Origin of the sequence: Lactococcus garvieae, assembly GCF_016027715.1 — a bacterium.
Classification (GTDB): Bacteria; Bacillota; Bacilli; order Lactobacillales; family Streptococcaceae; genus Lactococcus; species Lactococcus garvieae_A.
Window position 1 is genome coordinate 603678 of the sequence record NZ_CP065691.1, and the last position, 13867, is coordinate 617544.

The window sequence follows — 13867 nt, forward strand, 5'->3', positions numbered from 1 at the left end:
CTATGAACGGAATTACTATGTGGATGGAGAAATATCTCGTCCCTGTAGCAGCTAAAATCGGGTCGCAAAAGCACCTGGTTGCGCTGCGTGACTCATTTATTGGTATCTTGCCAGCAACCCTCACAGGTGCATTGGCAGCTATGGTATCAGCGATTGTTACAACCTTCCCTCAATCTATTCAACAAATGGTATTGGGACCTACCAAGTTTTCACAACTTGCACCGGAAGATATTTGGACACTTGCGAACACACCAATTATCGGGGACTTGAACAATATTTCAGCTCTCGTTAACCAAGGGACTTTGACAGTTATTGGTCTTATATTTGCTTTCTCTTGGGGTTATAACTTGGCTCGTGCTTATGGTGTCAATGACCTTGCCGGTGGTGTCGTAGCCGTTGCAACTCTCTTTGCTGGTTTGCCAAACCAAATGCCTAAGTTCTTAGATGCTTTGGGTGTTAGCGATGCGGGAGTAGCTGCTACAGATAAAATCAATGGTGTTTTAACTGGCCAAGGCCTTGCATCATGGAAACCACTCTTTGCAGCAGCCCATCTCGATGCAGGTGCTTATTTCACAATTATTATTATGGGTGCCCTTGCAGTAATTATTTATGCTAAACTTATGTTAGCTGATATTACAATCAAGATGCCAGAATCAGTACCACCTGCAGTAGCGAAAGCTTTCCTTGCTATCATCCCTACTATCGCAGCTATTTACGTTGTAAGTTTGATTTACTACGTTATCGATAAACTTACACATGACTCTGTCATCAACTTAATCACGCATTACATCGCAGAGCCATTCCAAGTACTGTCTCAAAACATTTTCTCAGTTCTTATTGTTACACTCTTCGTATCAATCTTCTGGTTCTTCGGACTCCACGGACCAAACGTCTTGGCACCTGCCCTTGATGGTATCTGGCTTCCACTCGGTCTTAATAACCAAGCCCTTTACTTCCAAGTTCACTCAGATGGTATCCGTGACTTGATCGCTAAAGGTGCGATTGATAAAGCGCATGCGATTAACGGTGACTATGTCAGCCTTTGGGTCCGTGGTTCATGGGATGCCTTTGTCTGGTTCGGTGGATCAGGTGGTACAATTACCTTGATTCTTGCCATCCTTATCTTCTCTAAACGTAAAGATTATAAGACAGTTGGACGTCTTGGTCTAGCACCTGGTATCTTCAACATCAACGAACCTGTACTCTTCGGTATGCCTATCGTATTGAATGCTATCTTCTTTATCCCATTTGCAATAGCTCCATTAGTTGCGGTTATCATTGCTTATGTCGCTACAATGTTACATTGGGTGGATCCAGTAGTCAGTGCTGTACCGTGGGTAACACCACCAATCATGAATGCCTTCTTGGCAACAGGATTTGACTGGCGCGCTATCGTCTTAGCTATTGTCAACTTGGCAGTAACATTCGCCATCTGGACACCATTTGTTATTGCAGCAAACAAGATGGAAGAACCTGAATTATAAACACAGAAAGGAACCTTATGATTGTTATTAATGTAGCTATGATGCAAGAAAAAGTAATCCAGCTTCTTGAGGAAAATGGTTTTCAATTTAAGGAAAAACAAGGATTGAAGCTATTCTTTAAAGGCCCCGGTACGGATTCTGCCGCAGATGCTTTATCTGCAAAAAGCTTAATTAAACAAAGTTCATTTGGTTCAGCATTATTCTTTAACGTCGAGGAGGTTTAAATATGACTTGGATATATGCATTACTTAGTTTATCGCTCTTGCTCCTAGCTTATCAAAATTGGAGCTTTGGAGGTATGCTATTCATTCTTTCACTTGTCATGCTTATACTTGCACGACAAAAGAAGAAAAAAGAAGAATAAACAAAGAGACTTGCCTAGGCAGGTCTCTTTTTATATTTAGAGTTGACTTTACTTCCGAAGCATTATAAGATGGACAAAGGATGTTCTTTAGTTATTAGTTTGAATGTTAGAAAATCTCATCTCTTGATTATATACCCCTAAGGGTATATAATGTATTTATAAAAAGTAATGAGGAGAAGAGTTATGGATTCGATTAGTATAGAAGAATTAAAGGAGAAACTGGGTGAAGTACCACTTATTGATGTAAGAGAAAGTCACGAGTATCTTGAAGGACATGTCCCTACAGCTGTCAATATACCTTTAAGCCAACTGGATGAAAAATATAAAGAAGTGGAATCCGGTAGTTATATAATCTGCCAGTCAGGTATGCGCTCTATGCGCGCCTGCCAAGCTTTAGAAACGCAAGGAATAGAAACCATAAATGTAGCAGGCGGAACAAGTGCCTGGGATGATAAATTAGAAAAATAAGGGGAAAAAATGGCAAAAAAATATCTTATCGTTGGCGGTGTCGCAGGAGGAATGAGTGCAGCAACACGTCTGCGTCGTCTACAAGAAGATGCGGAAATCATCGTGTTTGATAAAGGCCCTTATGTTTCCTTTGCTAACTGTGGGTTGCCTTACTATCTATCGGGAGAAATTGAATCAAGAAACAAGCTTATCTTACAAACACCAGAAAGCTTGGCGCAACGTTTTAATCTTGATGTTCGTCCCAATTCAGAAGTTGTTGCTATTGATAAAACAACCAAAGAGGTTACCGTTCTTTCTGAGGGCAAAACTTATCAAGAAAACTATGACGCACTTATACTCTCGCCTGGTGCCAGCCCGTTTATCCCTAACATTAAAGGTATAAGAGAAGCCAACAATATCTTCAGCTTACGCAATATTCCTGACTTGGACCAAATCACTGGATACATGGAGCTCGAACATCGTAAGCAGGCCTTGATAGTAGGTGCTGGTTTCATTGGTTTGGAAATGGCTGAAAACCTAAGGAAATTAGGCTTGGATGTAACGATTGTCGAAAAAGCCAATCATGTACTACCTACACTTGATCAGGAGATGGCTGTTCATATCGAAGAGGAGCTTGAACGAAATGGCTTGAAAGTTCTGACTGGCCTATCTGTAGTAGAATTTCAAGACCAAGGAAAGACAGTACTTCTCGAAAATGGTGATATATTAAAAACTGACTTAGTTATTCTTTCAGTAGGCATTCAAGTGGAGTCTAAACTTGCAGCTGATGCTGGGATTGAGCTTGGTATGCGCGGTGCTATTTTAGTAGACGAGCATTATCAAACTTCGGTGTCGGATATTTATGCTGTGGGTGATGCGATTCTTGTAAAAAATCAAGTCACAGATCAAGATGCCTTGATTTCCTTAGCCAGTCCCGCAAATCGTCAGGGCCGCCAAGTGGCGGACATTATATCAGGTCTTCCTGTAACAAACAAAGGAAGTATTGGAACGGCTATTGTGAGAGCTTTTAACTTGACGGCAGCCTCTACAGGAATCTCGGAAAAGCAAGCTCAAACTTTAAATTTAAAACACAAAGTCGTCCATATTACAGCTAGTGACCATGCAGGGTATTATCCAGGCGCAAGCTCCATCCTCCTTAAGCTCATTTTTAATCCAGAAAGTGGACAAATCTATGGAGCTTCCGCTTTGGGTCAAAAAGGTGTGGACAAACGTATTGATGTTTTAGCAACAGCACTTAAAGCAGGTATGACTATTTTTGATCTTCCAGAGCTTGAATTAACTTATGCACCACCCTTTGGTTCTGCTAAAGACCCAGTGAATATGATAGGCTATGCAGCGATGAATATTGCCATGGGCTTATCGGACAATATCCAATGGCACCAGCTTGAGGCAGAACGTGCTAAAGGAAAAATTTTATTAGACGTGCGCCAAGAAAGCGAAGTTGCCCGAGGAGGCTTTGAAAATGCTCTAAATATTCCCTTGAATGACTTAAGACAAAATCTTGACAAACTAGATAAAAGCCAAGAATACATTGTAAGCTGCCAGTCAGGACTTCGTTCGTATACAGCAGAACGCATCTTGAAACAAGAAGGCTACAAAGTCCAAAATCTTGATGGAGCTTATGGTCTTTATAGCAAAGTGATGGGACTCTGAATGAAAATAAGTAAAAGTCTATCTTAGATAGACTTTTTTAGAGCTGTTGTAAAGCTTCATAGAAAAATTCAGATGATTTTGTAGTTTGCTTATGATATAATATTAAAAAATATCTGTTAGAGTTGGGGAAGTCATGAGACTTGAAATATTTGAGGAATATCCAGATGGCGGAACAGCTGCTATTGCACAAGTTTTTGCAGCTTTTGGTGATGAGGAAGAAGATGCGCAATTGCAAACAGCGCGTTATAACTTGAAAGAATCGCCTGAATTATTCGCAAATCATCCCATTATCAGTGAGGCCATGAAAAAAATGGAAAGTGCCTTGCCTTTGACCCTTGTCGATGGGGAAATCATGCTTATCGGCGATTACCCTGATATGGAAGATTTGACGGAAATCACAGGGGTAAGCTTTCAAGAGATAAGAAATAAAAACTGTCAGTGTAATAACTGCAAATGTGGAAAGGGATAAAATGATTGAAAATTTTAAACGGCCAAGTAAAGAAGAATACTTCAAAGAAATTGTTGAAGTTGTTGCGAAGCGCTCTACCTGCACGCACGCTCAAGTAGGCGCCCTCTTGGTCACTGCTGATGGACAAATCCTCTCCACAGGATACAATGGCTCAGTTGCCCTTATGCCACACTGTACAGACGTTGGTTGTTTGGAAGATAAGGACGGACATTGCATTGCGACTGTTCATGCCGAGCAAAATGCCATTGCTCAAGCAGCAAAACATGGTGTCTCACCAGAGGGTGCGATTCTCTATACCACGCTCTTTCCTTGTATCGCTTGCCTGAAGCTGGTATTAGCATCGGGAGTGAAACATATCAAATACATTAATGAATATCATGCTAAAAACGCCTATGAGGAAGAACTTATTGAGACTCTAGGTATCAAAGTTGAGAAAATATAAAAGAGTCCAAGAATTGTCTTGGATTTTTTTCATACTGAAAAACCATATATTTCCCATTATTCATCTCCGAAGTTCATTCTTACTCCAGCTTTTTATGCCTGATTTTGCTAAAATAAGAGAATGGGAATAAAATATAGTCAAACACATAAAGTCTCTTTTTATGAGAGCGATACTCGAGGAAAGATGAGAATATCTGATATCCTCGCCATAGCACTTCAGATATCTGGAGAGCAATCCTATACACTGGATCGAAGTGATACATGGATTTCTGATAATTTTAATCTGTTTTGGGCCGTTATCGAACACGAAGTTCAACTTTACAGTCTTCCAGAATTTAACGACGTTATTACGATTGAAACAGAAGCAACGTCCTATAATAAATTTTTCTGTTATCGTGACTTTATTTTTAAAAATGAATCTGGGGAAACCTTGGTCAAAATCAGTTCGACATGGGTTCTTATGAACAAGGATACGAGAAAAGTAGAACGTGTTGTAGAAGAGATTGTTGCTCCTTATGAAGCACCCAAGGTAAGCAAGATTGTTCGTCCTCATAAGTATTTGACGCTGTCGGATGATGTCAAATGCAACCTGCCTTTCCCTATTCGTTTTTCGGATTTAGATATGAATGGGCACGTTAATAATGCTAAATACTTTGATTGGGCCGTTGATCAATTGGACTATGATTTCCGCTTAAAATATGAGCCAAAGAAAGTATATATCCGCTATAACCATGAGCTCCTTTATGGAAATCATGAATTTATTCACCCTGTCTTCGAATTTAAAGGTGACACTACCTGCCATATCATTAGGAAAGATGGTGTTGATAATGCTAACATTGAAATTGAATGGTCAGAAATAATCGAGGAGAATTAAAGAAAAAATGAGAAAAGATTATAAGCAATATAAAGGCTACCTTATCGACTTAGATGGAACGATCTACATGGGGAATCATCGCATTCCTGCAGGGGAAGATTTTATTCATCGTTTACAGAAAGCCAAAGTTCCTTATTTGTTTTTGACAAATAACACAACAAAAACACCACGTGTAGTCCAAAAGCGTTTGGCTACACAGTTTAATATTGAAACACCGTTGGAAACCATCTACACAGCCAGTGCAGCTACGGTTGACTATATGAATGATTTAGGTTTGGATAAGACAGTTTATATCATTGGTGAAGATGGCTTGAAAGAAGCAATCTATGAAGCAGGATATAAAAAAGAGCGTGAAAATCCAGCCTATGTTGTTGTTGCTTTAGACTCTGATTTGACATATGAAATGATTGCCTTAGCAACGCTTGCAATCCATAGAGGGGCGAAGTTTATTGGAACCAATCCAGATTTAAACCTTCCAAGTGAACGTGGCCTTTTGCCAGGCGCAGGTTCTCTTGTGAAAATGATTGAAGCAGCGACGCGCGTGAAGCCAACTTATATCGGAAAACCAGAAGCCATTATTGCTGATAAAGCAGTCGAAAAAATGGGCATTGCTAAGGAAGATCTGTTGATGGTAGGCGATAACTACCTGACAGATATCCGCACGGGGATTGATAACGGTATCGACAGTTTGTTAGTGACTACAGGCTTTACTAAAGCAGAAGAAGTGCCAGGTTTGCCGATTCCTCCGACACATGTTGTTTCAAGTTTAGAGCACTGGGAAGTTTAATATGCGAGATCGCCTGATTTTTACCAGTCTTATTTTATGGGGGACAGCTACAGCAGTCTGTTTAACCTTACTTCTAGCTGTTCCTCTTTTTTATGCAGATATTCATCTGGAAAATTTGACGAATGTTTCAGGTCTTCCAGCAGAAACTTTAAGACATAATTTTAATGTTCTTATGGCTTATTTGGTCAATCCTTTTGTTAGTAGTTTACACATGCCTGATTTTCCTTCCTCTCCTGAGGCTTTAAAGCATTTTAGCGATGTCAAAAGGCTTTTTCTCTTTGCCATAGGACTGATGATTCTTCTTAGTCCAGGTCTTATCCTCTTTCTTAAAGAACACTTGGCGATTGTTTATCATAACGGACTCCGCTTCGTGATGGGAACTCCTTTATTTATCGGTTTAGTGGCAGCCTTAATTGGTTTTGATAATTTCTTCATTTATTTTCATCAAATCTTTTTCCGCGATGATACATGGCTGTTTAATCCAGATACAGACCCGATCATCAATGTTTTAACAGAAAATTATTTTATGGTTACTTTCATCATCTTCTTAGTAGTCTTTGAGCTTATCTTCTTTTTGCTCTACTGGATGGGAAATAAAAGGATGCAAACTAAATTTATCGGTAAATCCGAACATTGAAGAGTAAAACTGATGTGTAATCAGTTTTTTTTTCTTCCATTTAGTAAGATATGCGATAAAATGTATAAGGAAGGTTTGGTTGCAGAGATTATTATCGCCAAACTAGCGAGGTTATCCTTAGGAAAACTCGGTCGGTATTCTGTAATAACTAAAGAATAAAGAGGCACTACTTATGAACACAATGGTTCCCGTTTTTGATTACGAAGATATCCAACTTATCCCTAATAAATGTATTATTAATAGCCGTAGTGAAGCCGATACATCGGTGAAACTAGGGGAACATACTTTTAAACTCCCTGTTGTTCCTGCCAACATGCAGACAATTATTGATGAAAAGATTGCTGAAATGTTAGCCAAAGAAGGTTATTTCTACATCATGCATCGTTTTGAAGAGCACACACGTAAAGCTTTCATCGAAAAAATGCACGCACAAGGCTTGATTGCATCCATTTCTGTAGGTGTTAAAGATAACGAACGTCAGTTCGTCCGTGAATTAGCTGAAACTGCGACTATCCCAGATTATATTACTATTGATATTGCACATGGTCACGCTAACTCTGTTATTGAAATGCTTCAACTTATCAAACGTCTGATGCCGCAAGTATTTGTTATCGCGGGTAACGTGGGCACACCTGAAGCTGTGCGTGAACTAGAAAACGCTGGTGCAGATGCCACTAAAGTAGGGATTGGCCCAGGTAAAGTTTGTATCACCAAGGTTAAAACAGGATTTGGTACAGGGGGCTGGCAGCTCGCTGCACTCCGTTGGTGTGCGAAAGCAGCAAGCAAGCCAATCATCGCTGACGGCGGAATCCGTACACATGGAGATATCGCTAAGTCTGTTCGCTTTGGGGCAAGCATGGTTATGGTTGGTTCACTCTTTGCTGCGCATGAAGAATCACCAGGTCAAACTATTGAGCAAGATGGCAAACTCTTTAAAGAATATTTTGGCTCAGCAAGTGAATACCAAAAAGGTGAGCACAAAAATGTGGAAGGTAAAAAAATTCTCCTCCCTCATAAAGGTGCCTTAAAAGATACACTTCAAGAGATGCAAGAAGATCTCCAAAGCTCTATCTCTTATGCAGGTGGTCGTGATCTCAACGCTCTGCGTAAAGTAGACTATGTCATCGTTAAGAACTCCATCTGGAACGGTGATTCATTATAAAAAAAGAAGCTTATCAATTTGAACAGTTCCTGTCTCGATTGATAGGCTTTTTTATATTATAAAGAAGGAATGGCTCTTCTTTGAAGAAATGAAAACAGTTAAACTACCAATATAAAATAGCAATATAGGAAATACACGGAAATCATTTTGTCATCAAAAAGATAAATGTTAAAATATTATGAGAGATGTTCTTATATCATTTTAAATTATTTGATGAGGTAAACGTGATGCCGTATAATTGGTCAGCACAGCACAGCACAGCACAGCACAGCACAGCACAGCACAGGTAGAAAACTGCCTCTTTTTGCGTGTCCCACAACGCTCTGGATCCCTAGAGCGGTTTTTTCGTGTCGTTTTCCTTAAGGATGAGGCCTATAGAGAAAAAGTTATGAATCAAGATAAAAAAGAAGTAAAAGAAGAGGTATGCCTATGACACCAACAAAAAAAGAGAGCCGGCGATTGCGTAACCTTGTCCTCCTCTCACTCTTACTGCTCCTCATCGGAGGAAGTTATGCCTTTACCGCCTTTAACCAGCGGGCCATCAATGACCGCGAAAACGAAGTTGAAACCCCAGTTGGCGGGCGGATGCACGACTACTATAACCGTGAGACCGAAAACAAGGATGTCTTTGCCGAAAACTATGACGACGAAGAGCCCATCATGTTACGTATACGCTTGTCGGAGTTTTTAGAAACACGGAAAAGAGGAGAAGACACCTGGACCCCACTGGTCGCTGGCACCGAACGGGACAACCTTGACTCTTGGACCACATGGATGCCAAGCCCCACCAATATCAATGACCGACTCAATACCGACCCGTCCAATGCTTTTGACCGATACGCCCGCCTGACTTTTGGCTGGAGCCGAGCAGGCAGAGATGCCCCTTGGTATATGCCAACCTTCAACCATGAAAATACAAATCAGATGACTGCAGCCGCAGGACATGCCCGTGACTATATCGCAGGAAGCGGTGCGACAGACGGTGTCACAGATGGAGCCACGCATCCCGGAGATGGGACGGATGACTACTGGTCAGAAGGTGATGTGTATACGAACGATGCGACACTTCCATGGCCCGGCGCTTCACTTACCAATGAAGCTGAACAAAACCTCCAACAGGAGCGTGCCCCGATGACGATCGAACAGTGGGCCTCGCTCCCCCCGCGCCAACAAATCGGCGACTTCTGGGTGGTGGACCATCAGACTGGCTGGGCCTACTGGGCCTCGCTCCTTGAGCCAAAAGAAACAACTTCTTATCTGCTGGATGCTGCCAAGATGACCGATGCGATCAAGGAAACTGTTGTCAATGGTCATTACTATTACGGAATCCATGTAGAGAGTGACTTCATAGCTCCTGCGGAGAGTGATGAGTTCCTGCCTGGGGGTGACGCCCGCTTAGCGGACTTCCTCACAGGCATTCGAAATAATGCTATGGGCGGGGTCAACCCCGGTGCCGATGTGGACTCTCCCCCCTCCGACTTTGTCTTCCGCATGATGTACCCTGGCCGTATCTTTACCATGGCTGGACAACAGTACCGGTATCTTGAAAACATGGGCAATGGCAATCATCTAATCATTCGCAACAATGCCATTCGTAATGTAACTTGGAATGGTCAAGAAGCATCCCTCACTTCTTGGTATGCCAATCTTGATAGCGCCGTCCAAACTATGGTTCAGCCTGTCGCCAATAGCTTTACGACAGGTGAAATTGCGGATGGAGCTGTTTCCTACACAGGTGGTAACAGATGGATACCTAACAACTTAACAGGTCAAGTTGCGTATGATATTACGCAAGTGGATCCTGAAGGAACAGCCCGAGCCTTTGCGCTTTCACTTGCGGATGTGACTAAATTGTCTGGGGAAGGTTTAGCTTTCCCGAACCATGCACAACGAGGCTCTACTGCTCTCGGTTGGTGGTGGCTACGTACCCCCGCTCCTACTAGCGCGGATGCTTGGATTGTGTTTATAGAAGGCAACTTGGGTGGTAATGTTGCTCGTACGATTAGCAGTCCCACAGGGGGTGTCCGACCAGCTCTCATAATAAACCAATCCCAAAACTAAAAACCACTCAGAAAAACCTATCAAAGAAAACGGATAGGTTTTTCTCATCTCTTATTTTCAAAGTTGCTTTTTTTGAAACATTTTAGATTATGGTATAGAATAAGAAGGAGAAGGCATACTCTATATGGGGTGCTTAAAGTAAGAAAGAAGGTCAGATATGAAAGTACTTGTTGTAGGAGCAAATGGTAAAGTAGCTAAGCATTTAGCTGAAACCTTAAAAGATTATCCTGAAATTCAAGAAAAAGCAGTGATTCGTAAAGAAGAGCAAAAAGCCTTCTTTGACAAGCTTGGCATTGAAACAACTCTTTTGGATATTGTAAACAACAGTATCGAAGAGTTTGCTGCTGCTATGGCTGATGTTGATGCTGTGGTATTTAGTGCAGGAGCAGGTGGCGCAGGTTTAGATAAAACGGTGATGATCGACTTAGATGGAGCAGTAAAAATTATGACTGCAGCAGAGCAAGCCAAAGTTAAGCGTTTTGTCATGGTAAGTACTTTCCGAGTAGGACGAGAAGAAATCAGTCGTCAGATCAAGGAAGATTCTTCTTTGAAAATTTATACGATTGCTAAAAACTATGCGGATGAGTGGTTAAAATCAAGAACGGAGCTAGACTGGACTATCATTCATCCCGGTATGCTTACAAATGACCCAGCCATCGGTAAAATCGATCTGGGATCTCAAGTAGAAGCAGGGAGTATCCCCCGAGAAGATGTAGCAAAAGTCATCCTTGAAACTCTAGAGAATAATGCTACCATCGGAAAAGAATTTGAGATCGTAACAGGAAAGACAGATATTTCTTCAGCTGTTCAAAGTGTTGAATAATATAAAAACCTAGTTTATGGAAAACTAGGTTTTTGTTTGTTATTTTGTAGTTTCACAATTTTGTCTTTTAGCGTAAGTATCGTACTGTCTTTGGTAGTATCCTGCAATCTCTACCGTACTAATCGCGTGGAAGATATCTAGTGCTTGATGCATCATAATATCCCCTTCGGTTTTATTTTTAAAACGATGTATCCAGAAGCCTCTGGAGAGGTTGAGAAGATTACGTAGAAACATGGAGTTTACAAGATTCAAAGTATCTACGCGATTAAGAATATGCTCACTGTACTCTTTGTAGCCTCGATTTGCGAGGATAGCTACCGCACGGCAACACGCCTGCACTAGAATGGCCCGATATTTGCGAGAGTTAAAGATCTTATGATTCTTTTCCAATAAAAAAAGATCTAAAATATACAGTATATCTCTCATACTTAAATCGCTCATCGTAAAGTAAAAAATATACAGTTCAATATGACTCCACGCTTTGACCTCATAGAGGTAGTCTGTGATGGTATCAACATCTTCAGACCCTAAGCGTGTAGCAGAAGCTTTCGCAGCAAGGGCAATATAGGGATAGCCAGCTTCAAGTGCTATTGTATAGAGCTTGTTAAGTTCGTCTTTATCATTTTTATTTGTCGCGTGTTCAATCTCTCCCATAAACGCTTCCGATTCATTTGGTGCGTAGTCGTTTAAAAGATACTCATATTCTTCAAGACTTATTCCCATAAGTTGTAAGGCTTGCACAACTTTCTCAAAACTCATCATTGTTTCTGCACGTTCAAATCGAGAAAGCGTTGCTTTAGATATACCAATAGAAGAAAAATCGGATAAGGAGAGATGTTTCTGTTCTCGTATTTGCCGAAAAACATATCCAAATTTTTTATATGCCATAAAATCTCCAGTCATTTTTTGGGGCAGCCCAAAACATACTAACAGAAAAAGAAATGAAATGCCGTTCTGTCCTCAAAAGTGTAACGATAATTTTTTTAGTTGCATTTATGCAACGACATCAAAAGACGCCTTTTTTGTTATACTATAATATATTATAATTAAAAAAAGAGAATATTTAAATCAAGTCAACATTTAACTCTTCCCAAAATCAAAATAAACATTATAAGTGTATTCTAACATGAGATTTACTTGGGACCGGAAATTTATTCTCACAAAATCATTTTTTATTTGAAAAATATAAAATGATAAAACAAATTATTAATATATCGAAATAGCTAAGCGGACTCCCATAAGTTTTATAATAACAGTTTATGAGCTCGGCAGGTACAGTTTATAGAGTACCTGTTTTTAATGTCTGCTTATGAAATAGAAGTTCGGCTTGCTCGCGGACTTTTCTTAAGACGATGAAATACAGTTTGGCCAAATTTGACTCTAGAGGTGAATGTGTCAAACTTACTTTTAGGATTTAACTCACAAATTCTAAGGACGACAGGAGTGTAGACAATGAATTTCATATATGAAGTAATAGGAAATAATTTTTTCGTGAAATTATTTTTAGTGCCAACTATATTAGGTGGTATATTTATCACTAAAAATATTATCCATGGAAATAGTTTAATCAAGAACAGATATGCGGCATTTTTCCTATATTCTAGTAATTTTACGGCCTGGATTTTACTTTTAAAATTATTATTTTTAGAGATAGACCAAGGCTCTCCTCATGGCTATTTGTTAAGTGATATTTCTCTCATTTTTATTGCTATAGTGGTGGATTACTTTATTGTCTCCTATTATGAAAATATTGAGTATGCAGTAATACCGTCCTTTATCATTTTTTATGCGTGCTATGTTTATAGCTATGGTTTCCATTTAAAATCTACGCTATTAGTTGGGGCTTCTTTTGCACTCTTCTGGTTTATACTGTATGTTATCTCCAAAAACCAAGTCGCAATGATGCAGAGTTATACGAATGTTATATTGATAAGTTTAGGTATGGTTGTGTCGGTACAACTTCTATCCTTGTCCCTCTTTCCATTTAGTGTGGGCTATTCCATAGGTGTTGCTTGTAAAACATTCATTATCTTGATTGTTTCCAAATTTATTTTTTCTGTAATTTCTTCGATTGTAGAGGAATATTCACAATACAAAAAATTTACATATATTGATACGTTAACAAATGTATATAATAGAAGAAAATTTGAAGAAACAATGAATGAAATAATTGAGAGCCCCATCATTTCGAAATTTTCATTAGTATTTTTCGATGTGGACTCTTTCAAGCGTATCAATGATAGTTATGGTCATAACTCGGGAGATTATATCTTAAAAGAGATTTGTTATATTACAGAGAAGTATCTGAGAGAGGAAGAAGAGAATGGTCAACTTTTTCGCTATGGTGGAGATGAATTCTTTTTAATCTTTAGAAATCGTAGTGGTGAATAAGTGAGAGATATCATGAGCAACATAGTTAAGCAAATCTCTGCATTTAAATTCTATAATGAGCCCTATCATATTAATGTTTCCATTTCAGTTGGCGTGGCAGAAATCAAAAATGGTGTCACTCAAGAGCAAGCCATTTATGCTGTAGATAAAAATTTATACACAGCTAAAACGAGAGGAAAAAATCAAGTCTATTACAATTAAGAAACAATAAAATTGATTTTTCTAGCGCTTTATTATAATCTTTCATTAACCT

Annotated in this window: 14 protein-coding genes and 1 pseudogene; 14 read left to right on the forward strand and 1 reads right to left on the reverse strand. The window is 39.7% G+C overall.

What is annotated here, in order from left to right:
- Nucleotides 1-2: 2 nt before the first annotated feature.
- The 13 genes from I6G50_RS03095 (at nt 3) to I6G50_RS03155 (ending at nt 11223) form a co-directional block, all read left to right on the forward strand.
- The gene (locus I6G50_RS03095) at nt 3-1484 is read left to right on the forward strand and encodes a PTS sugar transporter subunit IIC (RefSeq protein WP_081167793.1); all 1482 of its coding nucleotides are present in this window, start codon (nt 3-5) and stop codon (nt 1482-1484) included.
- Between the two features lie 17 nt (nt 1485-1501).
- Complete coding sequence (locus I6G50_RS03100) at nt 1502-1708, forward strand: hypothetical protein (RefSeq protein ID WP_081167796.1); 207 nt, start codon at nt 1502-1504, stop codon at nt 1706-1708.
- A gap of 2 nt (nt 1709-1710) precedes the next feature.
- Complete coding sequence (locus I6G50_RS03105) at nt 1711-1848, forward strand: hypothetical protein (protein ID WP_003134703.1); 138 nt, start codon at nt 1711-1713, stop codon at nt 1846-1848.
- Nucleotides 1849-2031: 183 nt separating this feature from the next.
- Nucleotides 2032-2316 carry a rhodanese-like domain-containing protein gene (locus I6G50_RS03110; RefSeq protein WP_081167800.1) on the forward strand — a complete coding sequence of 95 codons (285 nt, stop codon included), beginning with the start codon at nt 2032-2034 and terminating at the stop codon, nt 2314-2316.
- Between the two features lie 9 nt (nt 2317-2325).
- Entirely contained in the window at nt 2326-3969 is a 1644-nt protein-coding gene (locus I6G50_RS03115; RefSeq protein WP_197909135.1) for an FAD-dependent oxidoreductase, read from the forward strand.
- A gap of 133 nt (nt 3970-4102) precedes the next feature.
- Nucleotides 4103-4438, forward strand: coding sequence for an arsenic metallochaperone ArsD family protein (locus I6G50_RS03120; RefSeq protein ID WP_197909136.1), 336 nt, complete (start codon nt 4103-4105; stop codon nt 4436-4438).
- A gap of 1 nt (nt 4439) precedes the next feature.
- The gene (locus I6G50_RS03125; RefSeq protein ID WP_003134696.1) at nt 4440-4880 is read left to right on the forward strand and encodes a deoxycytidylate deaminase; all 441 of its coding nucleotides are present in this window, start codon (nt 4440-4442) and stop codon (nt 4878-4880) included.
- A gap of 120 nt (nt 4881-5000) precedes the next feature.
- The gene (locus tag I6G50_RS03130; RefSeq protein ID WP_081167806.1) at nt 5001-5753 is read left to right on the forward strand and encodes an acyl-[acyl-carrier-protein] thioesterase; all 753 of its coding nucleotides are present in this window, start codon (nt 5001-5003) and stop codon (nt 5751-5753) included.
- Between the two features lie 7 nt (nt 5754-5760).
- The gene (locus tag I6G50_RS03135) at nt 5761-6540 is read left to right on the forward strand and encodes a TIGR01457 family HAD-type hydrolase (protein WP_197909137.1); all 780 of its coding nucleotides are present in this window, start codon (nt 5761-5763) and stop codon (nt 6538-6540) included.
- Nucleotide 6541: 1 nt separating this feature from the next.
- Nucleotides 6542-7177 (forward strand): TIGR01906 family membrane protein, encoded by a 636-nt coding sequence (locus I6G50_RS03140; RefSeq protein ID WP_081167809.1) that lies wholly within the window; start codon nt 6542-6544, stop codon nt 7175-7177.
- A gap of 172 nt (nt 7178-7349) precedes the next feature.
- Nucleotides 7350-8339 carry a GMP reductase gene (gene guaC, locus I6G50_RS03145; protein WP_197909138.1) on the forward strand — a complete coding sequence of 330 codons (990 nt, stop codon included), beginning with the start codon at nt 7350-7352 and terminating at the stop codon, nt 8337-8339.
- A gap of 429 nt (nt 8340-8768) precedes the next feature.
- Nucleotides 8769-10400, forward strand: a complete 1632-nt coding sequence (locus tag I6G50_RS03150) for a DUF6273 domain-containing protein (RefSeq protein ID WP_081167815.1) — start codon at nt 8769-8771, stop codon at nt 10398-10400.
- 157 nt (nt 10401-10557) lie between these two features.
- On the forward strand, nt 10558-11223 hold the full coding sequence (locus I6G50_RS03155; protein WP_081167818.1) for an NAD(P)H-binding protein: 666 nt from the start codon (nt 10558-10560) through the stop codon (nt 11221-11223).
- 39 nt (nt 11224-11262) lie between these two features.
- Here I6G50_RS03155 and I6G50_RS03160 read toward each other — a convergent pair whose 3' ends face one another.
- The gene (locus I6G50_RS03160) at nt 11263-12111 is read right to left on the reverse strand and encodes an Rgg/GadR/MutR family transcriptional regulator (RefSeq protein ID WP_197909139.1); all 849 of its coding nucleotides are present in this window, start codon (nt 12109-12111) and stop codon (nt 11263-11265) included.
- 564 nt (nt 12112-12675) lie between these two features.
- Between I6G50_RS03160 and I6G50_RS10585 the strand changes: the two are divergent.
- A pseudogene (locus I6G50_RS10585) lies at nt 12676-13815 on the forward strand (GGDEF domain-containing protein).
- Nucleotides 13816-13867 lie beyond the last annotated feature (52 nt).

What these genes read in the sequence shown, in the direction of transcription:
- I6G50_RS03100 (WP_081167796.1), top strand. Translation starts at nt 1,502, where the DNA reads ATGATTGTTATTAATGTAGCTATGATGCAAGAAAAAGTAATCCAGCTT.
- I6G50_RS03105 (WP_003134703.1), top strand. Translation starts at nt 1,711, where the DNA reads ATGACTTGGATATATGCATTACTTAGTTTATCGCTCTTGCTCCTAGCT.
- I6G50_RS03095 (WP_081167793.1), top strand. Translation starts at nt 3, where the DNA reads ATGAACGGAATTACTATGTGGATGGAGAAATATCTCGTCCCTGTAGCA.
- I6G50_RS03140 (WP_081167809.1), top strand. Translation starts at nt 6,542, where the DNA reads ATGCGAGATCGCCTGATTTTTACCAGTCTTATTTTATGGGGGACAGCT.
- I6G50_RS03115 (WP_197909135.1), top strand. Translation starts at nt 2,326, where the DNA reads ATGGCAAAAAAATATCTTATCGTTGGCGGTGTCGCAGGAGGAATGAGT.
- I6G50_RS03160 (WP_197909139.1), bottom strand. Translation starts at nt 12,111, where the DNA reads ATGGCATATAAAAAATTTGGATATGTTTTTCGGCAAATACGAGAACAG.
- I6G50_RS03120 (WP_197909136.1), top strand. Translation starts at nt 4,103, where the DNA reads ATGAGACTTGAAATATTTGAGGAATATCCAGATGGCGGAACAGCTGCT.
- I6G50_RS03135 (WP_197909137.1), top strand. Translation starts at nt 5,761, where the DNA reads ATGAGAAAAGATTATAAGCAATATAAAGGCTACCTTATCGACTTAGAT.
- I6G50_RS03125 (WP_003134696.1), top strand. Translation starts at nt 4,440, where the DNA reads ATGATTGAAAATTTTAAACGGCCAAGTAAAGAAGAATACTTCAAAGAA.
- guaC (WP_197909138.1), top strand. Translation starts at nt 7,350, where the DNA reads ATGAACACAATGGTTCCCGTTTTTGATTACGAAGATATCCAACTTATC.
- I6G50_RS03130 (WP_081167806.1), top strand. Translation starts at nt 5,001, where the DNA reads ATGGGAATAAAATATAGTCAAACACATAAAGTCTCTTTTTATGAGAGC.
- I6G50_RS03150 (WP_081167815.1), top strand. Translation starts at nt 8,769, where the DNA reads ATGACACCAACAAAAAAAGAGAGCCGGCGATTGCGTAACCTTGTCCTC.
- I6G50_RS03155 (WP_081167818.1), top strand. Translation starts at nt 10,558, where the DNA reads ATGAAAGTACTTGTTGTAGGAGCAAATGGTAAAGTAGCTAAGCATTTA.
- I6G50_RS03110 (WP_081167800.1), top strand. Translation starts at nt 2,032, where the DNA reads ATGGATTCGATTAGTATAGAAGAATTAAAGGAGAAACTGGGTGAAGTA.